Below are 22,289 nucleotides of genomic sequence, written 5' to 3'. Positions count from 1 at the left end.
GGTCGGGTAACGGAAAGCGGGACTTGCGCTCACACCTTAGAGGCTGCCAATCGGCGCGTCGAGAGGCCTGCCGGGCCTGGAATGGCGCGTGTCGCGCGCGGTCATGTGGGGCATATCGAAGGATGTCGGCGGGATGAACGAGGATGGCCTGAAGATCGCCTGGAGATGGCTGCCGATCACAGCCGCGCCGGTTTCGACGCAGCTGTGTCAGCGCTCCCGCACTCAGGCCTGTGCGGCGAGAACGCGGCGCTCCCAGGGAGTGATCTCGTCGAAGAAGCTGGTCAGCTCCATGGATTTGGTTGCGCTGTAGCCGTCGATGAACTCGTTGCCGAACGCCTCGCGGGCCAGTTCGCTGCGCTGCAGGCGCTGCAACGCGTCGTACATCGTGCAGGGCAGCAGCAGCTCAGGGGGCACTTCGAACTCACCCTGGATCGGCGCAGTGGGTTCCAGCGCTCGCTCGATGCCATGCAGGCCGGCCGCCAGGCTCGCGGCGATGGCCAGGTAGGGGTTGGCGTCGGCGCCCGGCAGGCGGTTCTCCACGCGACGGGCCACCGGCGCGCTGGCCGGAATGCGCAGGCCGGCGGCGCGGTTGTCGTGGGACCAGCAGGCGTTGTTCGGCGAAGCGTAGGGATGGCACAGGCGCTGGAAGGAATTCACGTTCGGCGCGAACAGCAGGGTGAAGTCCGCCAGGCACGCCTGCAGACCGCCGATGAAATGGCGGAACGCCGGCGTGGCCTCGCCCTGGGCGTCGGTGAAGATGTTGCGGCCCTCGCCATCGACGATGCTCTGGTGGATGTGCATCGAACTGCCCGGCGTGTGCGCCAGCGGCTTGGCCATGCACACCACGATAAGCCCGTGCTTGAGCGCCACTTCCTTGAGCAGGTGCTTGAACAGGAAGGTCTGGTCGGCCAGCAGTACCGGATCGCCGTGCAGGAAGTTGATCTCGAACTGCGTGGTGCCCATCTCGTGCATGAAGGTGTCGCGCTCCAGCCCTACCGCCGCCATGCAGCGATAGACATCCTGGAAGAACGGGCGCAGGCCGTTGTTGGACGACACGCTGAAGGCCGAGTGACCGATCTCGCGGCGACCATCGAGGCCGACCGGCGCCTGGAAGGCTTCCAGCGGGTCGGGGTTGGGGGCGAACACGAAGAACTCCAGTTCGGTTGCCACCACCGGGCTCCAGCCCCGCTCGGCATAGCGCGCGACCACCTGCTTGAGCAGGCCGCGGGTGGACAGGCCGGAGGGCTTGCCGTCGAGCTCCAGCGCATCGCAGATGGCGAAGGCGCGGGGTTCGTCGCTCCAGGGCAGGCGGTGGATCTGCGTTGGCTCGGCGACCAGGGCGAGGTCGCCGTCGTCGCTGCCGTAATACCTGGCCGGCGGATAGCCGCCCATGATGCATTGCAGCAGCACGCCGCGCGCCAGTTGCAGCCGGCGCCCGGTGAGGAAGCCCTCGCCGGTCATTACCTTGCCACGCGGCACCCCGTTGAGGTCGGGGGTGACGCACTCGATCTCTTCCACTCCAGCCAGGCGTTCGGCGAGTGGGCTGCGTAGATCGCTACTCATGACTTCTTATCCTTGTTCTTCTTGTCCTTGTCACAGGACGCCGCGCGAGGTGCGCGAGCCCGTACAAAATACGCATCACGCGTTCGATATTTCAAGCGGGGTGGTAGGAAACGAGGAGCCTGCCGATAGGAACGCGCGACGTGCGGGAATCACGGGCTCCCGCCGATGGCGTCGTGCATCGGGGGTTCCGGCCAGCGTGTATTCCGCCGGAGGGATTTCGCGGACAAGGTCCGCTCCTTTGGAAACTACTGCGCTGGGGCTCCCTCTCCCTGAAGGGAGAGGGAGCCATCCGAGCCGGCTGACCGCCACGGTTTCAGCCGGCACCGACTCAGTCCCCTCTCCCTTCAGGGAGAGGGAAACACAGGCACGGACCCAAAAGAAAACAGTTGCCCTACGCCCGATAAATATCGTCGTCACATCGTAGGAGCGCGCCATGCGCGCGATCGCGGGCATGGCCCGCTCCTACAGGGAACTGGCGCCAAGAGGAGCGGCGCTTTCAGTAGATCACCGCGTTCAGAACAGGTGGGTGAACAGCCAGTACAACGACGCGGAGAGCACGATGGCCGCCGGCAGGGTCAGCACCCAGGCCATCAGCAGGTTGCGGATGGTGCGCATCTGCAGGCCAGAGCCATTGGCCGCCATGGTGCCGGCCACGCCGGAGGACAGCACGTGGGTCGTCGACACCGGCAACCCATACATGTCCGCCGCGCCGATGGTCATCATCGCCACCAGTTCCGCCGAGGCGCCCTGGGCATAGGTCAGGTGGGTCTTGCCGATCTTCTCGCCGACGGTGACCACGATGCGCTTCCAGCCGACCATGGTGCCCAGGCCGAGGGCGATGGCCACGGCGACCTTGACCCACAGCGGGATGAAGCGGGTCGACTCGTCGATCTTGCCCTTGAACGCGGCCAATTTACCGGTGGTGTCCGCGTCGAAGTTGCCGACCTTGTCCTTGTCCATCAGGCGGATCGCCTCGCTGGTCAGGTACATGTCGTTACGCACGTTGCCCATGGCTTCGGCCGGCACGCGCGCCAGGCTGCCATAACCCTTCACTTCCGCGCCGATGGCGCCGGTCAGCGCCGCCAGGGAAGGGATCAGCTCAGGCTTGGCTTCCTTGGTGCGCACGTACTCCGACAGCACCGCGCGCGGGTCGGCCGGGGCCGGCTGCGGCGCAGCACGGACCAGCGCCTGCTGGGTGACTTCGGCGACGGCGACGAACTGCACGGTCTGGTCCGCCGGCATGGTGCGGTTCAGCGCATAGGCCATCGGCAGGGTGCCGACCAGGATCAGCATGATCAGGCCCATGCCCTTCTGCCCGTCGTTGGAGCCGTGGGCGAACGACACACCGGTGCAGGTGAGGATCAGCAGGCCGCGAATCCACCACGGCGGCGGCGTCTTGCCCTTGGGCGCCTTGTACAGCGCGCGGTTCTTCACCAGCAGGCGCAGCGACAGCAGCAGGAGCGCGGCGCAGACGAAGCCGATCAGCGGCGAGAGCAGCAGCGAGTAGCCGACCTTGGTCGCCTGCGCCCAGTCCACGCCGCTGGTGCCGTCGCGGCCGTGCATCAGCGCATTGGCCACGCCGACGCCGATGATCGAGCCGATCAGGGTGTGCGAGGACGACGCCGGCAGGCCCAGCCACCAGGTGCCGAGATTCCACAGTATGGCGGCGATCAGCAGGGCGAAGACCATGGCGAAGCCGGCCGAGGAGCCGACCTGCAGGATCAGCTCTACCGGCAGCAGAGCGATGATGCCGAAAGCCACCGCGCCGCTGGAGAGCAGCACGCCAAGGAAGTTGAAGCAGCCCGACCAGACCACCGCGAAATGCGGCGGCAGCGAGTGGGTATAGATGACAGTGGCTACCGCGTTGGCGGTGTCGTGGAAGCCGTTGACGAACTCGAAGCCCAGGGCGATGAACAGGGCGACCCCGAGCAGCAGGAACGGCGTCCAGGTGGTGACCGCGGTGGTGACGTCGTCGACGTCGCGCACCAGGCTCCAGGCCGAGAACAGCAGGCCGATTGCGAGCACGGCGAAGAAGAGGAAGGCGGTGATCCGGCCGGGCTTGTGTTCCAGATGGGGCCGGTCTTCGACGACAGGAACGGCCAGGGTATCGGTGGTCATGCTGGGAGTCCGCTGAGTGGATGTCCCGGTCATGATCGGCGGGGAATGTTACAGGTTGTGTCTCTGCGCAATTGACCGGAGCACCACGGAAAACCGGTGCTTACCTGTAGGAGCAACTGTCTTCTTCTGCGAGTCCGTGCTCGGGGTCCTTCCCTCTCCCCAGCCCTCTCCCTGAAGGGAGAGGGAGCTGTCCGTGCTGGCTGATGCCACGGTTTCATCCTACTCCGAACGGTCCCCTCTCCCTTCGGAGCGGGGCGCGCAGCCAGGGTTAGGGAGAGGGAAAATCCAAGGCACGATCTATCGGAAGAAGGCAGTTGCTCCTACAAAGCGCCCAACCTGCGGGAGCGGCGCATGCCCGCGACCAGCGCCCGCAAGAGCGCCCCCCCTCCGTTACTGCTCGCGCAACTCCATCACCTTCAGCTCCGGATCGGCCTTGATCTGCTCGTCGGTGAACGGCAGCTCCGGCCATTGCTGCCGGGCGAACAACTCGGTCTGGTCACGATGATGCGGCGAGCCGGGTTCGCTGGATTGCGAGAACGCCAGCAGCCCGCGCGCCTTCGGCCCGTCGGCGGTGAAGTCCACCAGCTGGATGTAGCTGCTGCCGCTGAGCACGCGGTAATGGTCGCCCTGCCACTCCGAGGTGATGGCGTTGTACACGCCCTCGTTGCCGCTGCCGCCTGGGATACCCAGCGGGTTGGCGACATCCCCGGTCAGTTGCAGCTCGCCCCACTTCTCGTCCGCACGGATGCTGCGCCCGTCGATCTCCTGTGCGGCGGCGGCCAGCGCCTGCTGCGCCTGCTGGCGAACCTCCGGCTTGTCCAGGGCGATGCCCGAGGGCGTGGCCAGCGGCAGCTTGGGATCGAAGGGCAGACGCCAGCCGCCGTGGATCTTCATGAAGCGCGCGACGAAGGCCTGGAAGTAGGCAAAGCCCGGATTACTGTCGAGGTTGACGTGGCGGTCCCACGAACCCAGCGCGGCGCAGGCCGCTTCGGTGCCCGCCGGGGCCGGCTTGCACAGTTGCAGCAGGTCGTCGAGCAGCATGTCGGCCAGGTAGACGCGGTTGTCGGTGACCATCTTCTGCAGGTCGTCCGGGCCGATCTTGTCGTCGCCCTCCAGGCGCTCCAGGGCGAAGCGCGCGCGGGCGCTGATCGGCACCGAATCGCGGCTCACCAGAGGCGAGAAACCGGTCAGCGGCTGCGCCGGGTTGCTCAGCCAGGCGCTGTCGTTGGAGTTCTGCACGAAGTCCTCGCGCACAAGCGAAGGCATCTGCTCCGGCGGCGTCAGCCCTGCATGGCGAGTGCCCGGCGCGCTCGACCAGTTGCAGGCGCGGCGTCCGCCCTGCAGTACCGGCAGGCCTTGTTTCTGGTACTCGGGGATCGCACAGTCGGCCAGTTGCTGCTGGCTCAGGTACGGCACCACCGACTGGTTGAGGTAGAGCACCTTGCCTGCCGCATCGGCCGCCAGTGTATTGACCCACGGAATGCCCTGTAGGCGCTCCACGCTGTCCCGCAATTCGTCCAGGCTGCGTGCGTGATCGATGGCGTACCACTGCTGCAGTACGCGGTCGTTGCCCAGGTTGGCGTCGCGTACCGCGAAAGCTTCGTTGCCATTCCAGGGGAATTTGCCGGGCACGCTGAGCAACGGGCCATACTCGGACTCGTACAGCGTATGGCTGCGCGTGCCCACTCGGCCATTGGGCTCCAGCACGCGAACGCGCAGGGTGACTTCCTTCAGTGGCCGCGACAGGCCATCGACGCGGTAGCTGTGCGGGTTCTGTGGATCGAGGTCGAGGCGGTACAGGGTGAAGTGACTGGAGGTGTCCACCGTGTGGCTCCAGGCCACGTCCTTGCTGAATCCGATGTTCACCAGCGGCATACCCGGCAGCGAGGCGCCCATCACGTCGAGCTGGCCGGGAATGGTCAGGTGCATCTGGTAGAAGCGCAGCGCGCCGAACCAGGGAAAATGCGGGTTGGCCAGCAGCAGGCCGTTGCCGTCCGCCGAGCGCTCGCCGCCCACGGCGACGGCGTTGCTGCCGTGATCGCGGTGGAAGTTTTCGCGCCGCTCCATTGATGCCACGACCTCAGCGTCGCTGACCACCGAGGTGCTCGCCTGTCCCGGCGGCGTGGCCGCAATCATGGCTTCGGCGAACTGCCCGGCACCGGCCTGCACCAGCAGACGACGGGTCAGACGCAGCAGGTCGTCTGCCTCCAGCGGGCGCAGCCAGGCCTTGCCGGCGCACTGCGTGCCGGCGGCCTGGGTGTCCCACAGCCAGCGGTTGTAGCCGGCGGCGTAGCCATCGAGCAGGTCGCGGATCGGTTGCGGCTGGGCGCTGCGCATGCGGCGCAGGGATTCGTTGTCGTTGAGCCAGGTGTAGAAGAAGTCCGAAGGCAGGTTGCCGATGCCGGCGGAGGATTTGCCGTCTACGCCGAAGTAGCGCGAGCGCTCACCCCGCGCAGTGAGGACTTCCTCGGCCAGCAGGCAGGCGTTGTCGCGCGCATAGGCGTAGCCGATGCCATAGCCCAGGCCCAGTTCGTCCTTGGCCTGGATGTGCGGAATGCCGTAGCGGGTCCAGCGGATCTGCGCCTCGAGTGCTGCGCCATAGGCCAGCGCGGGCAATCCGGTGGCCAGCAGGCTACCGGCCACAGCGGCCAGTCGGAAGGTCTTGCTCATTGATTCCCTCAATGCTCGGATGACGGCCGGATGCCCGGCCAGGGGCACGCGGCCGCGCCGCTCGCGCGGTGCCGGTGCAAGGGTTGAGTGGCGGCTCACGCCAGCCAATGCAGTGCGCTGAAGCTCATCGCGCCGCGCCTTCCGAGGCACGCGCGCAGGCGGGTTGCTGAGGACATGGGTTCTCCTTCTTTTGTCGGGCGCGGCGCTGGAAATGACGACGCGTCTCTTGATGGCAACGGATGGGGAGCGCCTGAAATTACTCCGCGCCGCATGGCGATCTGCCAGCTCGCAAGGCTCTATCTCGCGGCTTTCCCCGCCCCGGATGCATCAAGGGCGGTTCGACTTCAATGAAGTGCGAGGGTTCCGGAAAAACCGCGTCGAGGTGCCAGCCGCCGACCTCACCGGTGTTTCGCGGGCAAAAAAAATGGAAGAAAGCGCCAGCGCTGACCATGCTTGCCAGGCCAATAAAACCCACAAGAGGCTTCCCCATGTTCGAGTTCTTCTACGCGCTGCCCAGCCAGAACCGCGCGGCCGACTACCGCCACTTCCGCATAGTCCCCGCCACCGGCGCGATCGGCGCGGACGTCAGCGATCTCGACCTCATCAGCCTGGGCGAAGAAGGCTACGCCGAACTGCGCCAGGCACTGCTGGCGCACAAGGTGCTGTTCATTCGTGGGCAGCAACTGAGCGTAGAAAACCTCGAAGCCGTGACCCTGCGCTTCGGCGAATTCGGCCGCGAGCCCTATGTGGTCGGCATGGAGGATCACCCCCACGTGGTGCGGGTGGTGAAGGAGGCCAACGAGAAGACCCCGGTGGTGTTCGGCGGCGCCTGGCACAGCGACTGGTCGTTCCAGGAGCGCCCGCCGGCCTTCACCCTGCTCTACGGCCACGACATCCCGCCCTTCGGTGGCGACACCCTTTATGCCAACCTGGCGCTGGCCTACGAATGGCTATCGCCGAAACTGCGCGCGCAACTGGAAACCCTCGACGCCATCCACAGCCCCGAGCGCGCCTACGGCGCCGAGGCCAAGCACAACGACCTGATGGAGAACATGGCGGTGCACTATGGCAGCCATGAGGGTGAAGTGCGCTCGCATCCACTGGTGACCCGGCATCCGGAAACCGGCAAGAAGATCCTCTACATCAACCCGGCCTACACCAGCGGCATCAAGGGCATGCGTCCGGCCGAATCGCAGCCGCTGTTGGACTATCTGTTCAGTATCGCCACCCAGCCGGCGTTCACCTGCCGCATGCGCTGGACTGCCGGCACGCTGGCGATCTGGGACAACCGCAGTACCTGGCATTACCCGGTGTCGGACTACCACGGCATGCGGCGGGAGATGTACCGCACCACCGTAGTGGGCGAAGTGCCCAGCCGCTGAACACGCGGTGTGATCGTAGGGCGGATAACGTGGAACAGGTTATCCGCCGGATGCATTGCGGCGGATAACGCTGTCGCGTGATTCGCCCTACCCCCCCTGGTGCCGCTACAACTCCGCGCCAAACCGCCGCGCATGTTCGCGCAACAGCCCGCGCAGCAACTGCGCGGCGGGCGACAGATAAGCGCCCTCGCGCACGGCCAGGCCGATGGTCCGCGTCAGCGTGGTCTCGGGAAGCTGCACCTCGCGCAGCTGGTCCATGCCATGCCCGCCGGCCAGCGCCTCGCGGGCGATGAAGCTGAGCAGGCGGGTGCAGGCGATCAGGTTGGGCAGCATCGGGATCGCGTTGGTCTCGATCTGCACCTGCGGCATCGGCAACTGGTGAGCCTGGAAGGTGGCGTCCATCCAGCGCCGCGACGACACCCCGGCGGCCGGCAGCACCCAGCGATAACGACACAGGTCGGCCATGGCGACGGGGGCGTCGAAGATCGGATGGTCGCGACTGGCAACCACCACCACCTGGTCCTGCAGCAGCGGTTCGCTGCTCAGTTGCGGATCGTCGACGATCCGCGAGCAGATCGCCATGTCCAGCCGTCCGCTGCGCAGTGCCTCGCGCAGCACATCGTCCTGGCCCAGCACCAGGCTCATGGTGATATCCGGCGCACGTGCGAGCAGATCCTCGGTCAGACGCGGCAACAGGTACTCGGCCATGGTCGCAGCGCAGCCGAGGCGGATATTGCCTACGACGCCGCTGGCAAAATCGCGCACCTCTCGGCGGGTTTCCTCGATGTCCTGCCGTAGCTGCCGGGCACGCTGGAGCATCAGTTCACCGGCCGGCGTCAGGCGGATCCGCCGTCCATCGCGCTGGAACAGTCGCGCACCGAGGGACTCCTCCAGGCGCTGGATGCTCTTGGTCAGTGCCGGTTGGCTACGCCCCAGGCGCTCGGCGGCGCGGCCCAGGTGGCCGAGTTCGGCAATGGTTTCGAAGTAAGCGAGATCGCGCAGGTCCATGGTCGCAGACTGATAAATTTCAGGAATGGATTCATGACTATTAGAAAATAGACTTGATCGATCCGGCTACCGATAATTTGCCCGTCTTCCCCGCCCGGAGCCGTCCGTGTCCAGTCGCCCTGCCCTGTCCGTCGCCCGCATTCCCGTCAGCCTGCAATGGTTGGCCCTGGCGCTCGGAGCCGCAGGCGCCGGGCAACTGCTGACCTGGCTCGGCATCCCCGCCGCGCTGTTCCTCGGCCCCATGCTGGTGGGAATCGCCTTCGGGGTCAGCGGCGCTGAAATCCGCCTGCCGCGCAGCGCCTTCCGCCTGAGCCAGGGCTGCATCGGCCTGCTGGTCGCCCATGCCATGAGCTGGTCGGTGCTGCAGGCAATGGTCGCCGCCTGGCCGTTGATGCTCAGCGCTACCGTGCTCACCGTGCTGCTCTCCGCCGCCGTCAGCTACGCCATGGTGCGCTTCGGCGGCATCCCCGGCAGCACCGCCGCCTGGGGCACCGCTCCGGGCGGCGCGGCGGCCATGGTGTCGATGGCCGAAGCCAACGGCGCCGACCCGCGCGTGGTCGCCACCATGCAGTACGTGCGGGTGGTCTGCGTGGTCATGGCCGGCGCCCTGGTCGGCCGCCTGCTGGGCATCGAAGGCGGCGGCTCGGCGGCGCACAGCACACCGATCCTCGACACCGCCACCCTGCCCGACCTGATCAACTGCCTGCTGCTGATCTTCGTCTGCACCACCGCTGGTGCGAAGTTGCCGGCTGGCCCCCTGCTGGTGCCACTGATGGCCGGCGCCGTGCTGCAACTGACCGGCGTACTGCAGATCACCTTGCCGCACTGGCTGCTGGCCACGGCCTACGGCGTCATCGGCTGCTACATCGGCCTGCGCTTCGACCGCGAAAGCCTGGCCTACGTCGGCCGCCATCTGCCGGCCATGATCGTCAGCGCACTGGGGCTGATCGCCAGCTGTGCGCTGTTTGCCTGGTCGCTGGCGGCCATCACCGGGATGGACTTCCTCTCCCTCTACCTCGCCACCAGCCCCGGTGGCCTGGACGCCATGGCGATCATCGCGGTGGACACCCACTCCGACGTCGGCCTGGTGCTGGCGATGCAGACGCTGCGGCTGTTCGTGGTGCTGTTCACCGGCGTCTGGGTGGCACGCCAGGTCATTCGCCTGAGCCACGCCTGACCTGTCGGAGCGAGGGGGCGCCTGGCGCCGCCCTCGGTCCCACGGAAATACCGTCATCTGAGTATTGAACTCACCACCTCGCCGCCTCTAAGGTCGTCGCTCTTTATCGAGCGAGACCGCCATGGATAGCCTTCGCCACCGCCCCACCGCTTTCCACGTCACCCACTGGAGTGACGACCCGTTCAGCCGCGGTGCCTACAGCACCCTGCTGCCCGGCGGCACGCCGGAACATCGGCGCAGCCTCGGCGAAGTGCTGGACGGCAAGCTGGCGCTGGCGGGCGAGGCCTGCAATTCCATCGCCCCGGCCATGACCCATGGCGCCTGGAACGACGGCCTGCGCGCCGCCGAACTCGCCATCGACAGCGGTGCCCGACGGGTACTGGTGATCGGCGCGGGCTTCGCCGGGCTCGCCGCCGCCCGGCGTCTGCGAGAAGCTGGAATCGACTGCGTGGTGCTGGAAGCCCGCGACCGCATCGGTGGCCGCGTCCACAGCGTCACCCTGGGGCCGGTACGGGTCGACGAAGGTGCCGCCTGGCTGCAGCAATTCGATGACAACCCACTGGCCGCCCATGCCCGGCACTTCGACCTGCCGTTGCGGGAAACCGATTTCAGCCAGCCCCTGGCCGCGGCGGCGGATGGTCCGGTGCCGGACATCGAGGCAGCGTGGGAGGCCTTGCGCGCCGGGATCGACCGCCGCCTGCCGCTGGCGCAAGGTGTCACGCGCTATCTTGAAAGCTGCGATGAGCCAACTCGCCGCGCCACCCGTTTCGCCCTGGACGCCAACCTGATCCTGGAAGCCTGCCTGCCGCTGGAATCGCTGTCGGTCGATGCGCTGGACGAAGAAGGCGTCGGTGCCGGCGACCGCTTCCTGCCGCAGGGTTATTCACAGTTGGTCGAGCCTCTCGCCGCAGGGCTGGATATCCGCCTCAACCAACCGGTGACCGCCATCGACTGGTCTGGCGAGCAGGTAAATGTGGGCGCTGAAAGCGCCGACTTCTGCATCTGTACCGCCCCCATCGGCGTACTTCCCGCCATCCGCTTCATCCCGCCCCTGCCGGCAGCGCAGCAGGATGCGCTCGACCACCTGGGCATGGGGCAACTTGAGAAAGTCGTGCTGCAATTCGACAAGCGCTGGTGGCCGATGTCGCCGTCGGGTTACCTGCGCTGGTACGACACGCCGGCCAGCTTCGGCGAGTGGCTGGACCTCACCGACGCGGTAGGCACGCCGACCGTCGCCGGGCTGATCGCGGCGGATGCACTGGAGCGGGTGTTTGCCGGGCGTAGCGATGAAGAGATTGCACTCGCAGCCTGCGACGCTCTTCAGTCGTGGGCGGATGCCATTCGAAGCGCCGGTGCTGACCTGTAGGATGGGTGGAGCCTAGGCGATACCCATGCTGCCGTTGCCAGGATCGATGGGTACCGCCGCGCTCCACGCCATCCTATCCATACGTCAATGGCAGGCGCGGAGCTTGACTGCGAATCCGTTACAACCCCTCCAGCGTCACATCGACCAGCCGCCCCACATACGCCACATCGAGCTCCTCGGCGGAAAACAGGATGCGGTACACCAGCGGCGCCATCAGCCGGTCGACGATGCGGTCGACCTCGGGCAGGTTCTCGCCGCGCTCCCTGGCGCGCAGCAGGATGATGTCGAACTGGCCACAGGCAATCGCCATGCAGCGCCCGGAGCAGCCGCCGCCGGCCGCCAGCAGGTCGAGCACCACCGCACGGCCGGGCACTGAAGCAGTCTCCTCCATGTACTGCTCGCCCCAGGCCAGCAGGTCGCCGCGCAGGCTGCCGGTATCCGCCGGTTCGGCGTCGGGGCGGATGCGCTGCAGGGCGACGTCGCCCAAGAGTTCGTTGAGGTCGCCCCAGCGCCGGTAGATGGTCGAAGGCGTGACACCCGCGCGGGCGGCGATCATCGGCACCGTAAGTTCCGCGCGCTCACGCTCCTCCAGCAACTCCGCCACGGCCTTATGCACCGAGGCCTGCACCCGCGCGCTGCGGCCCCCCGGCCGAACACCCTGATTGATTGCCATAAGCACCTTAACGCAAAGAATTTGCTTTTATCCCGAAAGGGGTCCAGCATCTCGCAAAAGCAAAATCTTAGCCTTTGCGAGCAGAATCATGACACACCCACCCTCGAAAAGCGCGGCCGGCTTCTCACCCCGGGCCTCGGCGTGGCTGCTGACGGCCATCCTCATGACCTTCCTCGCCGCCGCGGCCGCGCCCACGCCGCTGTATGCGCTGTACCGCGAGTCCTGGCAGTTTTCCCCGGCCCTGCTGACCCTGGTATTCAGCATCTACGCTGGCGGGCTGATGCTGGCGCTGCTGGTGTTAGGCTCGCTGTCGGACTACCTCGGCCGCCGTCCGCTGATCCGTGCGGCGCTGATCATCGAGTTGCTGGCGATGAGCGTGTTCCTCTACGCCAGTTCGGTGGAGCTGCTGATTGCCGCGCGCCTGCTGCAAGGTTTCGCCACCGGCATCGCCACCGCCGTACTCGGCGCCGCGATGCTGGACATCGACCGCGAGCGCGGCCCGCTGATCAACAGCGTGGCGCCCATGCTCGGCATGGCGTTGGGCGCCCTGGGCAGCAGCGCCCTGGTGCAGTTCGGCAGCGACCCGCTGCACCGCGTCTACGTCTGGCTGCTGGTGGTATTCGCGTTGGCGCTGATGCTGCTGCGCTGGTTGCCGGAAAGCGTCAGCCCGCAGCCCGGCGCCTGGGCCTCGCTGAAACCGCGCATCCGCGTTCCCCCGCAAGCGCGCCGGACGTTCTGGAGCGTCGCGCCACTGAACGCCGCCCTCTGGGCGCTGGGCGGTTTCTACCTGTCGCTGGGGCCGACCCTGGCGCGGCAGGTGACGGGCCTTCAGGTCCCGATGATCGGCGGTGGGCTGGTGTCACTGCTGTGCTTCTGCGGCGCCGTGGCGATCTTCGCCCTGCGCAACCAGCCGGCGCCGGCGATCCTGCGCCGTGGCGGCCTGGCGCTGATCGTCGGCCTGCTGGTCACCCTGCTCGGCGTGGACAGCGCCAATCTCTGGCTGTTCTTCCTCGGCACCGCCGTCGCTGGCCTGGGTTTCGGCGGCGCCTTCCTCGGCGCATTGCGCTCGGTGGTGCCGCTGGCCCATGCCCACGAGCGCGGCGCGCTGATGGCAAGCTTCTACGTGCTGAGCTACCTGGCCTTCAGCGTGCCGGCGATTCTGGCCGGGCTGGCGATCCAGCGCTACGGCCTGGTGGCCACCACCAACGGCTATGCCAGCCTGCAGATCCTCGCGGCCTCGCTGGTCCTGCTGCTGTCCCTGCGGGCGACGGGCGTGCGGAAAGTCCGTGCTTGAGGCAACGCACACTGCGGGATTTTCCCTTCAGGACTTCCCTCTTCCTGACCCTGGCCGCACGCCCCTCACCCACGCAATCATCATGCGCCCTGCCGCGCTGCCCAGCGGCGGTACTGTCTGGCGCGGCGCAGCGTGTGCCACTGCTCCATCACCAGGGTGCGCAAAGGCGAAGCCTGCGGGTTGGGCGCGCGGCGGGCGCCGATACGCTTCAACTGCAGCTTGACCAGTGCCATGTAGGCCAGCGCCGCCAGCGGTTTTGAGCGCCAGCGGATCGGCGGCAGCTGCGGCTGGGTCTGGCTGCCGCGCTGCCAGTGCAGCACCAGTTGCGGTTCCAGCGCCAGGGCGGTGCCGATGCCGACCATCTCCAACCCGCTGTCCAGAACCTGCTCCGCCACCGGCAGGCGACGGATGCCGCCCGTCACCATCAGCGGCATGCGCGCTGCCTCGCGCATCTCACGGGCGAACTCGAGGAAGTAGGCTTCCCGCGCCAGGGTGCGACCGTCGCGGGCCTCGCCCTGCATGGCCGGCGCCTCGTAGCTGCCGCCGGAGAGCTCGACCAGGTCGACCTGTTCGTCGTTCAACCACTCGATCACCTGGCGCGCATCGCTGGCGTCGAAGCCGCCGCGCTGGAAATCGGCTGAGTTGATCTTCACCCCCACGCAAAACGCCGGCGACACCTCGGCACGGACAGCGCGAACGACCTCCAGCAAAAGGCGCGCGCGATTTTCCAGCGAACCGCCCCAGCGGTCCTGGCGCTTGTTGGCCAGCGGCGAGAGGAACTGGCTGAGCAGGTAGCCGTGCGCTGCATGGATCTGCACGCCGGTGAAACCGGCCTGTTCAGAAAGCTTTGCAGCGCGGACGAAGCGCCGAATCACCTCGGCGATATCGTCCTCGGTCATCTCGCGGGCAACAGCAAACAGCTTGGAGAACTTGCCCATCTCCAGCGGCACAACCGAGGGCGCAATGGCCCCCTGGCCGAGGTTGGTCTGCACCTGGCGACCGGGGTGGTTCAACTGCAACCAGAACTGCGCGCCACGGGAACGACCGATGCGCGCCCATTCGCGGAAGCGTTCCAGATGGCGATCGTTTTCCAGCACCACGCCGCCGGGGCCGGTCATGGCGCGGCCGTCGATCATCACGTTGCCGCTGAGGATCAGGCCGACGCCGCCATCCGCCCAGGCCTGGTAAAGGCGCAGCAGTGCGGCAGAGGGCGCCTGGTCGGCGTCGGCCATATTCTCCTCCATGGCGGCCTTGGCGATACGATTGGGGACTTCGCCGCCGTTGGGCAGGCGCAGGGGCTGGAAAGGCGACATGAGGCGACTCCGAGGTTGTGGTGCCAGCAAGGCTAAGTTTAAAGTTCACTTCAAGGTCAAGCCCCTTTCGGAGCCCAGCATGAAAATCGGTGAACTGGCCAGCCTCAGCGGCCTCGCCCCCTCGCGCATCCGCTTCTACGAAGCCCGCGGCCTGATCGCCCCGGCGCGCCGCCTGGCCAACGGCTACCGCGCGTACCCGCCGGAAACCCTCGACCTGCTGGAGATCATCCGCAGCGCCCAGCAGACCGGCTTCAGCCTGGAGGAAATCCGCAGCCTGCTGCCCCACTCCAATTCCATCGAAAACGGCCACGGCGAACTGGTCGCCAGCCTGCGCCGCAAGGTGGCGGAGATCGAGACGATGGAGCAGCAGCTGCGGCAGAACCGCTTACGCCTGCTGGAAGTGATCGATGGCATCGAGAACAAGCCCGAGGGCATGGGTTGCGCCGCGAATGCCGAACGCATGCTGGCGGAGATGCGCGAGCGCAAGACGCGGCGCTGACGCGGAATCTGTAGGAGCAAGCTCGCTCCTACAGCAAGACTCCGCGCAAGGCGGAAGCACCGGCGCTACTTCCAACCCTCGAGGCGCAAGGTCGCCCGCACCAGCCGCTGTTCCTCCTGCTCGATCTCCCGCAGGTTATCCCTCACGCCGTGGATATGTTCACGGGCGGCACGCTGCGCCTGCTCCGGCTGGCGTTCGCAGATGGCGCGATACAATCGCGCATGCTGGCGGTCGATCTGGCGCTTCTGCGGCGGGCGGTTGTAGAGGTTGTTCACCGAGGCGAACACGGTGCTGAGCATCAGTTCGTTGAGCGACTGCAGCGTGTGCACCAGCACCGGGTTGTGCGAGGCCTCGCTGATCGCCTGGTGGAAGGCGTGATCGCGCCGCGCATGCTCGCGCGGGCCCAGCGGCTGCGGTTGCTCGAAGGCGGCACGCATTTCCTCGAAGCGCCGGCCGATCAGCAGCAGGTCGACCTCGGTGGCGCGCAGCGCAGCCAGGCGCGCCGACTCTCCTTCCAGCAAAGCGCGAACCTCCAGCAGGTCGTAGAGTGTGCGCGGCTGCGAGCGGAACAGGTGCAGCAGCGGCGACACGTCCTCGGCGCCGGTCAGGTCGGCGACGAACGAACCGCGCCCCTGCTCGGTGTCGACGATGCCGCGCCCGCGCAGAGCCCGCAGTCCTTCTCGCAATGCCGAGCGCGAACAGCCGAGCTTCTCCACCAGCCGCCGCTCCGAGGGCAACGCCTGGCCGACCTTGAGCACGCCGTCGACGATCAGTCGCTCGATCTTTTCGGCCACCTGGTCGGCGACGCGCTGCTTGCCTTGTGCATAAGTCGTCATTGCCGCTCTCCCGAACTGGTAGGACCAGCAGGCTCTCGCCTGCACAGCTGCCCAGAACCCTAGCTGTCAGGACGGGGCCTTTCCAGTGGACACCCGCACAAGAACTGGTAGGACCAGTGCCGGCGCCAGTGGACGCGGCCTGACCGGCAGTCGCATTTTCATGGAGCCGTGGCTCCACGCGACCGCCTGGCGGGCGCGAACCTCGCTGTTATCGAACAAGAACAAGATCAGAGCACCGCCTGCCTATGAACATCCTCTACGACGAACGCGTCGATGGCGCGTTGCCTGCCGTCGACAAGTCCGCCCTGCTGGCCGAGCTGCGCGCGGCCCTGCCCGACCTCGAACTGCTGCATCGCGCCGAGGACCTCAAGCCCTACGAATGCGACGGCCTCTCCGCCTACCGCAGCGTGCCGATGCTGGTGGCGCTGCCCGAGCGCATCGAGCAGGTGCAGGCGCTGCTCAGGCTCTGCCATGCGCGCAAGGTGCCGGTGGTGGCCCGCGGCGCAGGCACCGGGCTCTCCGGCGGGGCGCTGCCGCTGGAGAAAGGCATCCTGCTGGTGATGGCGCGCTTCAACCGGATTCTCGAAGTGAACCCTCAGGGGCGCTTCGCCCGCGTGCAGCCCGGTGTGCGCAACCTGGCGATCTCCCAGGCCGCCGCGCCACACGGGCTGTATTACGCGCCAGATCCGTCCTCGCAGATCGCCTGCTCCATTGGCGGCAACGTCGCCGAGAACGCCGGCGGTGTGCATTGCCTCAAATACGGCCTGACCGTGCATAACCTGCTCAAGGTGGACATCCTCACTGTCGAGGGCGAGCACCTCACGCTGGGCAGCGACGCCCTGGACAGCCCCGGACTCGACCTGCTGGCGCTGTTCACCGGCTCCGAGGGCATGCTCGGCATCGTCATCGAAGTCACCGTCAAGCTGCTGCCCCGCCCGCAGGTGGCGCGGGTGCTGCTGGCCAGTTTCGATTCGGTGGAAAAGGCCGGCCGCGCGGTGGCCGACATCATTGCCGCCGGGATCATCCCCGGCGGGCTGGAGATGATGGACAACCTGTCGATCCGCGCCGCCGAGGACTTCATCCACGCCGGCTACCCGGTGGACGCGGCGGCCATCCTGCTGTGCGAACTGGACGGCGTGGAAGCCGATGTCCAGGACGACTGCCAACGGGTCGACGGCGTGCTGCGCGCGGCTGGCGCCACCGACGTGCGCCTGGCCTGCGACGAAGCCGAGCGCGTGCGCTTCTGGGCCGGGCGCAAGAACGCCTTCCCGGCGGTGGGGCGCATCTCGCCGGACTACTACTGCATGGACGGCACCATTCCGCGCCGCGAGCTGCCGCGCGTGCTGCACGGCATCGCCGAGCTGTCGGAGGCATTCGGCCTGCGCGTGGCCAACGTGTTCCATGCCGGCGACGGCAACATGCACCCGCTGATCCTCTTCGACGCCAACATGCCCGGCGAGCTGGAACGCGCCGAAGCCATCGGCGGCAGGATCCTCGAACTCTGCGTGGCGGTGGGCGGCAGCATCACCGGCGAGCACGGCGTGGGCCGCGAGAAGATCAACCAGATGTGCGCGCAATTCAACAGCGATGAACTGACCCTGTTCCACGCGGTCAAGGCGGCCTTCGACCCGGACCGCCTGCTCAACCCCGGCAAGAACATCCCGACCCTGCACCGCTGCGCCGAATTCGGCGCGATGCATGTGCACCACGGCCAGTTACCTTTCCCCGACCTGGAGCGTTTCTGATGGCCGATGCCAGCGCCGACCTGCTCGAACAGGTGAACCACTCGCTCAACGCTCGAACGCCGCTGCGCATTCGCGGCAGCGACAGCAAGGCCTTCCTGGGGCGTCCGGTGAACGGCGTGGAACTGGACACGCGCCCGCACAGCGGCATCGTCAGCTACGACCCGACCGAGCTGGTGCTCACCGCCCGAGCGGGCACGCCGCTGGCGGAGATCGAAGCGGCGCTGGAGGCGGCCGGGCAGATGCTGCCGTGCGAGCCACCCCATCATTCGGGCGCGACCTTCGGCGGTGTGGTCGCTGCCGGGCTATCCGGTCCGCGCCGGCCCTGGTCCGGCTCGGTGCGCGACTACGTGCTGGGCACGCGGCTGATCACCGGCCACGGCAAGCTGCTGCGCTTCGGCGGCGAGGTGATGAAGAACGTCGCCGGCTACGACCTGTCACGTCTGCTGGCAGGCAGTTTCGGCTGCCTGGGGGTGATCACCGAAGTCTCGATGAAGGTGCTGCCCAAGCCGCGGATGTGCGCCAGCCTGCGTCTGGAAATGGACGTGCATCAGGCGCTGGGAGAACTGGCCGAATGGGGCGCGCAACCGATCCCGATCACCGCCGCGTGCCATGACGGCACCGCGCTGCACCTGCGCCTAGAGGGAGGCGAAGGCTCGGTGTGTTCGGCGCGCTTGCGCCTGGGTGGCAAGGAGATCGACAGCGCCTACTGGCAGGACCTGCGCGAACAGCGCCTGGCCTTCTTCGCCGGCACCGGCACGCTGTGGCGGTTGTCGCTGCCCAACGCGACGCCGGCGCTGGCCCTGCCGGGCGAACAACTGATCGACTGGGGCGGCGCGCAGCGTTGGCTGAAGTCCGAGGCGGACGCCGAACTGATTCGCCACAGCGTCGCCGAGGTCGGCGGCCACGCCCTGCGCTACACGCCGGGCGAGGACGGCTTCCACCCGCTGCCCGCCGCGCTGCTGCGCTACCACCAGAGTCTCAAGCGGCAACTCGACCCGCAGGGCATCTTCAACCCCGGCCGGATGTACAGGGAGCTCTGATGCAAACCAACCTGAGCGAGCAGGCCAAGCTCCTGCCACGCGCCAAGGAAGCCGAGCGCATCCTGCGCTCCTGCGTGCATTGCGGCTTCTGCACCGCCACCTGCCCCACCTACCAGTTGCTGGGCGATGAGCTGGACGGCCCGCGCGGGCGCATCTACCTGATCAAGCAGGTGCTCGAAGGCGCCGAGCCCAGCGCCAGCACCCGTGAGCACCTTGATCGCTGCCTGAGCTGCCGCAACTGCGAGAGTACCTGCCCTTCCGGCGTGGATTACCACAACCTGCTGGACATCGGCCGCGCGGTAGTCGAACAGCAAGTGCCGCGTACCTTCAGCGAGCGTATGTTGCGCCGTGGCCTGCGTGCCGTGGTGCCGAATGCCGCGCTGTTCGGCGCACTGGCCAAGGCCGGGCGCACTTTCTACCCGCTGCTGCCGGAGAACCTGCAGAGCAAGCTGCCACGCCATCCGCATCCGCCCGTGGAACGTCCGAAGCCGCGTCACACGCGGCGCATGCTGATACTCGAAGGCTGCGTGCAGCCGGCCCTCTCCCCCAACACCAACGCCGCCGCCGCGCGGGTGCTGGATCGCTTGGGGATCAGCGTGATCCCGGCGGCGGACGCCGGCTGTTGCGGCGCCGTGGACTATCACCTGAATGCCCAGGAACAGGGTTTGGAACGGGCGCGCCGGAACATCGACGCCTGGTGGCCGTCCATCGAAGCCGGCGCCGAAGCCATAGTGCAGACGGCCAGCGGGTGCGGCGCCTTCGTTCGCGACTACGGCCACCTGCTGGAGCGCGATGCCCAGTACGCGACCAAGGCCCGGCGAGTCAGCGAGCTGTCCCGCGACCTGTCCGAAGTGTTGCGCGACGAGCCGCTGGAGGAGTTGCACCTGCACGGCGACCGCCGCCTGGCCTTCCACTGCCCGTGCACGCTGCAGCACGCGCTGAAGCTCGGCGGTGCGGTGGAAGGCGTGCTCACGCGCCTGGGCTTCAGCCTCACCGCGGTACCGGACAGCCACCTGTGCTGCGGCTCCGCCGGGACCTACTCGCTGACCCAGCCGGCGCTGTCCCGGCGCCTGCGCGACAACCGCCTGAAGGCACTGGAGAGCGGCGCCCCGGAAGTCATCGTCAGCGCCAACATAGGTTGCCAGACGCACCTGGGCGGCGCGGGGCGCACGCCGGTGCGGCATTGGATCGAACTGGTGGAACAGGCATTGGCCGACGCCCCACAAAACTCCCAAGGCGAGGTGGAAACATGCTCAGCAAAGCCGTTCTGACCCAGCAGGAAGTCGGCCGCATCCTCGCCGCCGCGCGCGCCGAAGCCCAGCGCAATCGCTGGGCGGTATCCATCGTGGTGGTCGATGACGGCGGCCATCCGCTGGCCCTGGAACGCCTCGACGGCTGTGCCCCGGCCAGCGCCTACATCGCCACCGAGAAGGCCCGCAGCGCAGCGCTGGGCCGGCGCGAAACCAAGGGCTACGAGGAAATGGTCAACGGCGGCCGCATGGCTTTCGTCACGGCGCCACTGATCACCTCGCTCGAAGGCGGCGTGCCGGTCGTGCTGGACGGTCAGGTGATCGGCGCGGTGGGCGTTTCCGGTGTGAAGGCCGGCGAGGATGCGCGGGTCGCCAGCGCCGGAGTAGCCGCGCTATGAACAAGATCATACGGCCCTGGCGACTGGTGGTCGGCGGCCGAGTCATGGTCGCCACCGGCCTCGAGCGAGCCTGTGGCGACACCCCGAAAAGCTTGCCCGCACCCGCTTTCAGAAGCCCCGCTACGCGCCGCGTTGCGGGGCTTTTTCAATGCCTGCCGGCCCGTGCGCCGCCCCGGCATGCGCCTCGCGTTACCCACCGCTGACGTTTTGCCTCCGACAACAACAAGGGACAATCCCCATGCAAACCTGGCAGCAGCTCTACACCCCGCTCGGCAGCCTCGGCCTCTCGGCCCTGGCCGCCCTCGTGCCGATCATCTTCTTCTTCCTCGCCCTGGCGGTGTTCCGCCTCAAGGGCCATGTCGCCGGCGCCATCACCCTGGTGCTGTCGCTGCTGATCGCCGTGACGGTCTACCACATGCCGGTGGACAAGGCGCTGGCCTCGGCGGTCTACGGCTTCTTCTACGGGCTCTGGCCGATCGCCTGGATCATCGTCGCGGCAGTATTCCTCTACAAGCTGACGGTGAAGAGCGGCCAGTTCGAGATCATCCGCAGCTCGGTGTTGTCGATCACCGTCGACCAGCGCCTGCAGGTGGTGTTGATCGGTTTCTCCTTCGGCGCCTTCCTCGAGGGTGCGGCAGGCTTCGGCGCGCCGGTGGCGATCACCGCGGCGCTGCTGGTCGGGCTGGGTTTCAACCCGCTGTACGCGGCGGGGCTGTGCCTGATCGCCAACACCGCGCCGGTGGCGTTCGGCGCGCTGGGCATCCCGATCATCGTCGCCGGGCAGGTGTCGGGGGTGGACGCGTTCAAGATCGGCGCCATGGCCGGGCGACAGCTGCCGATCCTGTCGGTGATCGTGCCCTTCTGGCTGGTGGCGATGATGGACGGCTGGCGCGGAGTGCGCGAAACCTGGCCGGCGCTGCTGGTGGCCGGCGGCACCTTCGCGATCAGCCAGTTCCTCACCTCCAACTTCATCGGCCCGGAGCTGCCGGACATTACCTCGGCGCTGCTGAGCATGGTCTGTCTGACGCTGTTCCTGCGCGTATGGCAGCCGGCGAACGTGCGTGAGACGGAGTTCTCCAGCATCAACGCCGATGGCTCTGCGACGCTGGGCAGCGTCGGTGGGGGTGGCGGGCAGCGCCGGGAATCGCAGTACAGCTTCGCGCAGATCTTCAAGGCCTGGTCGCCCTTCCTGATCCTCACCGTGCTGGTGACGATCTGGACGATGAAGCCATTCAAGGCAATGTTCCTGCCCGGCGGTGCGCTGGAAAGCTGGGTGGCGGTGATCGCCGTGCCCTATCTCGACCAGCTTGTGCTGAAGGCGGCCCCCATCGTCGCCAACCCGACGCCCATGCCGGCGATCTACAAGTTCGACCTGGTGTCAGCCAGTGGCACGGCGATCTTCCTCGCGGCGCTGATCTCCATGGCCATCCTGCGCATCGGCGTGAAGAGCGGCGCGGCAACCTTCGGCGAAACGCTGAAGGAGCTGAAGTGGCCGGTGCTGACCATTGGCATGGTGCTGGCCTTCGCCTTCGTCACCAACTACTCGGGAATGTCCACGACGCTTGCGCTGGTGCTGGCGGGAACCGGCGCGGCCTTCCCGTTCTTCTCGCCCTTCCTTGGCTGGCTGGGCGTATTCCTGACCGGATCGGATACCTCGTCCAACGCACTGTTCGGCTCGCTGCAGGCCACCACCGCACACCAGCTTGGAGTCAGCGATACGCTGCTGGTGGCGGCCAACACCACCGGCGGGGTGACCGGCAAGATGATCTCGCCGCAGTCCATCGCCGTGGCCTGCGCGGCCACCGGGATGGTCGGACGCGAGTCGGACCTGTTCCGCTTCACGGTCAAGCACAGCCTGATCTTCGCCGCGTTCATCGGGCTGATCACCCTGGCTCAGGCCTATGTGTTCACCGGGATGCTGGTGCACTGACGCATCGGCGATGCAACTCCTGCTAGC

17 protein-coding genes are annotated in these 22,289 nt (G+C 67.3%); 10 read left to right on the top strand and 7 right to left on the bottom strand.

Features of this window, described 5'->3' with window-relative positions; translation table 11 throughout:
- Window positions 1–222: 222 nt before the first annotated feature.
- From C167_RS0120840 to C167_RS0120830, 3 genes are all read right to left on the bottom strand, one after another.
- Window positions 223–1,461 (bottom strand): glutamine synthetase family protein, encoded by a 1,239-nt coding sequence (locus C167_RS0120840; RefSeq protein ID WP_162140476.1) that lies wholly within the window; start codon window positions 1,459–1,461, stop codon window positions 223–225.
- Window positions 1,462–2,076: 615 nt separating this feature from the next.
- Complete coding sequence (locus C167_RS0120835) at window positions 2,077–3,681, bottom strand: inorganic phosphate transporter (protein WP_017520242.1); 1,605 nt, start codon at window positions 3,679–3,681, stop codon at window positions 2,077–2,079.
- A 390-nt stretch (window positions 3,682–4,071) separates the two neighbouring features.
- Complete coding sequence (locus C167_RS0120830) at window positions 4,072–6,351, bottom strand: acylase (RefSeq protein ID WP_017520241.1); 2,280 nt, start codon at window positions 6,349–6,351, stop codon at window positions 4,072–4,074.
- A gap of 488 nt (window positions 6,352–6,839) precedes the next feature.
- Between C167_RS0120830 and C167_RS0120825 the strand changes: the two genes are divergently transcribed.
- Window positions 6,840–7,733, top strand: coding sequence for a TauD/TfdA dioxygenase family protein (locus C167_RS0120825; protein WP_017520240.1), 894 nt, complete (start codon window positions 6,840–6,842; stop codon window positions 7,731–7,733).
- A gap of 105 nt (window positions 7,734–7,838) precedes the next feature.
- On the opposite strand, the gene C167_RS0120820 is transcribed toward C167_RS0120825, so the two are convergent.
- Window positions 7,839–8,741, bottom strand: a complete 903-nt coding sequence (locus tag C167_RS0120820; RefSeq protein ID WP_017520239.1) for a LysR family transcriptional regulator — start codon at window positions 8,739–8,741, stop codon at window positions 7,839–7,841.
- Between the two features lie 106 nt (window positions 8,742–8,847).
- Here C167_RS0120820 and C167_RS0120815 point away from each other — a divergent pair, with 106 nt between their 5' ends.
- Together C167_RS0120815 and C167_RS0120810 are read left to right on the top strand one after the other, a co-directional pair.
- Window positions 8,848–9,918, top strand: coding sequence for an AbrB family transcriptional regulator (locus tag C167_RS0120815; RefSeq protein WP_017520238.1), 1,071 nt, complete (start codon window positions 8,848–8,850; stop codon window positions 9,916–9,918).
- Window positions 9,919–10,039: 121 nt separating this feature from the next.
- Window positions 10,040–11,284, top strand: coding sequence for a flavin monoamine oxidase family protein (locus C167_RS0120810; RefSeq protein WP_017520237.1), 1,245 nt, complete (start codon window positions 10,040–10,042; stop codon window positions 11,282–11,284).
- Between the two features lie 118 nt (window positions 11,285–11,402).
- Here C167_RS0120810 and C167_RS0120805 read toward each other — a convergent pair whose 3' ends face one another.
- Window positions 11,403–11,957, bottom strand: a complete 555-nt coding sequence (locus tag C167_RS0120805) for a TetR/AcrR family transcriptional regulator (protein ID WP_017520236.1) — start codon at window positions 11,955–11,957, stop codon at window positions 11,403–11,405.
- An 88-nt stretch (window positions 11,958–12,045) separates the two neighbouring features.
- On the opposite strand from C167_RS0120805, the gene C167_RS0120795 reads away from it, so the two are divergent.
- Complete coding sequence (locus C167_RS0120795; protein ID WP_037006280.1) at window positions 12,046–13,251, top strand: MFS transporter; 1,206 nt, start codon at window positions 12,046–12,048, stop codon at window positions 13,249–13,251.
- Between the two features lie 80 nt (window positions 13,252–13,331).
- Here the strand turns inward: C167_RS0120795 and C167_RS0120790 are convergent, their stop codons facing one another.
- Window positions 13,332–14,564: an NADH:flavin oxidoreductase/NADH oxidase family protein gene (locus C167_RS0120790; RefSeq protein WP_017520233.1), complete on the bottom strand. Its 1,233-nt coding sequence runs from the start codon at window positions 14,562–14,564 to the stop codon at window positions 13,332–13,334.
- A 79-nt stretch (window positions 14,565–14,643) separates the two neighbouring features.
- Between C167_RS0120790 and C167_RS0120785 the strand changes: the two genes are divergently transcribed.
- Window positions 14,644–15,063, top strand: a complete 420-nt coding sequence (locus C167_RS0120785) for a MerR family transcriptional regulator (protein ID WP_017520232.1) — start codon at window positions 14,644–14,646, stop codon at window positions 15,061–15,063.
- Between the two features lie 65 nt (window positions 15,064–15,128).
- On the opposite strand, the gene glcC is transcribed toward C167_RS0120785, so the two are convergent.
- Complete coding sequence (gene glcC, locus C167_RS0120780) at window positions 15,129–15,899, bottom strand: transcriptional regulator GlcC (protein WP_017520231.1); 771 nt, start codon at window positions 15,897–15,899, stop codon at window positions 15,129–15,131.
- A 245-nt stretch (window positions 15,900–16,144) separates the two neighbouring features.
- On the opposite strand from glcC, the gene glcD reads away from it, so the two are divergent.
- The 5 genes from glcD (at window position 16,145) to C167_RS0120755 (ending at window position 22,262) form a co-directional block, all read left to right on the top strand.
- Window positions 16,145–17,644, top strand: coding sequence for a glycolate oxidase subunit GlcD (gene glcD / locus C167_RS0120775; protein ID WP_017520230.1), 1,500 nt, complete (start codon window positions 16,145–16,147; stop codon window positions 17,642–17,644).
- Window positions 17,644–18,684, top strand: coding sequence for a glycolate oxidase subunit GlcE (gene glcE, locus C167_RS0120770; protein WP_017520229.1), 1,041 nt, complete (start codon window positions 17,644–17,646; stop codon window positions 18,682–18,684). The genes glcD and glcE overlap by 1 nt, the downstream gene beginning before the upstream one ends.
- On the top strand, window positions 18,684–19,955 hold the full coding sequence (glcF, locus tag C167_RS0120765; RefSeq protein ID WP_017520228.1) for a glycolate oxidase subunit GlcF: 1,272 nt from the start codon (window positions 18,684–18,686) through the stop codon (window positions 19,953–19,955). Before glcE ends, glcF begins: the two co-directional genes overlap by 1 nt.
- Window positions 19,934–20,332, top strand: a complete 399-nt coding sequence (locus C167_RS0120760) for a heme-binding protein (protein WP_017520227.1) — start codon at window positions 19,934–19,936, stop codon at window positions 20,330–20,332. The genes glcF and C167_RS0120760 overlap by 22 nt, the downstream gene beginning before the upstream one ends.
- 238 nt (window positions 20,333–20,570) lie before the next feature.
- Window positions 20,571–22,262: a lactate permease LctP family transporter gene (locus C167_RS0120755; protein ID WP_017520226.1), complete on the top strand. Its 1,692-nt coding sequence runs from the start codon at window positions 20,571–20,573 to the stop codon at window positions 22,260–22,262.
- The last annotated feature ends 27 nt before the right edge of the window (window positions 22,263–22,289 follow it).

It is taken from the genome of Pseudomonas nitroreducens TX1 (assembly GCF_000313755.1).
Classification (GTDB): domain Bacteria; phylum Pseudomonadota; class Gammaproteobacteria; order Pseudomonadales; family Pseudomonadaceae; genus Pseudomonas; species Pseudomonas nitroreducens_A.
Note: the sequence above shows the minus strand (reverse complement) of the source record. Positions and strands in the feature narration are given on the sequence as shown.

Bases quoted from the DNA above. Each gene is read 5' to 3' on its own strand.
- C167_RS0120785 (WP_017520232.1), top strand. From the start codon at position 14,644: ATGAAAATCGGTGAACTGGCCAGCCTCAGCGGCCTCGCCCCCTCGCGC.
- C167_RS0120810 (WP_017520237.1), top strand. From the start codon at position 10,040: ATGGATAGCCTTCGCCACCGCCCCACCGCTTTCCACGTCACCCACTGG.
- C167_RS0120830 (WP_017520241.1), bottom strand. From the start codon at position 6,351: ATGAGCAAGACCTTCCGACTGGCCGCTGTGGCCGGTAGCCTGCTGGCC.
- glcF (WP_017520228.1), top strand. From the start codon at position 18,684: ATGCAAACCAACCTGAGCGAGCAGGCCAAGCTCCTGCCACGCGCCAAG.
- C167_RS0120755 (WP_017520226.1), top strand. From the start codon at position 20,571: ATGCAAACCTGGCAGCAGCTCTACACCCCGCTCGGCAGCCTCGGCCTC.
- glcD (WP_017520230.1), top strand. From the start codon at position 16,145: ATGAACATCCTCTACGACGAACGCGTCGATGGCGCGTTGCCTGCCGTC.
- C167_RS0120835 (WP_017520242.1), bottom strand. From the start codon at position 3,681: ATGACCACCGATACCCTGGCCGTTCCTGTCGTCGAAGACCGGCCCCAT.
- C167_RS0120760 (WP_017520227.1), top strand. From the start codon at position 19,934: ATGCTCAGCAAAGCCGTTCTGACCCAGCAGGAAGTCGGCCGCATCCTC.
- C167_RS0120840 (WP_162140476.1), bottom strand. From the start codon at position 1,461: ATGACCGGCGAGGGCTTCCTCACCGGGCGCCGGCTGCAACTGGCGCGC.
- glcE (WP_017520229.1), top strand. From the start codon at position 17,644: ATGGCCGATGCCAGCGCCGACCTGCTCGAACAGGTGAACCACTCGCTC.
- C167_RS0120805 (WP_017520236.1), bottom strand. From the start codon at position 11,957: ATGGCAATCAATCAGGGTGTTCGGCCGGGGGGCCGCAGCGCGCGGGTG.
- C167_RS0120790 (WP_017520233.1), bottom strand. From the start codon at position 14,564: ATGTCGCCTTTCCAGCCCCTGCGCCTGCCCAACGGCGGCGAAGTCCCC.
- C167_RS0120820 (WP_017520239.1), bottom strand. From the start codon at position 8,741: ATGGACCTGCGCGATCTCGCTTACTTCGAAACCATTGCCGAACTCGGC.
- glcC (WP_017520231.1), bottom strand. From the start codon at position 15,899: ATGACGACTTATGCACAAGGCAAGCAGCGCGTCGCCGACCAGGTGGCC.
- C167_RS0120825 (WP_017520240.1), top strand. From the start codon at position 6,840: ATGTTCGAGTTCTTCTACGCGCTGCCCAGCCAGAACCGCGCGGCCGAC.
- C167_RS0120795 (WP_037006280.1), top strand. From the start codon at position 12,046: ATGACACACCCACCCTCGAAAAGCGCGGCCGGCTTCTCACCCCGGGCC.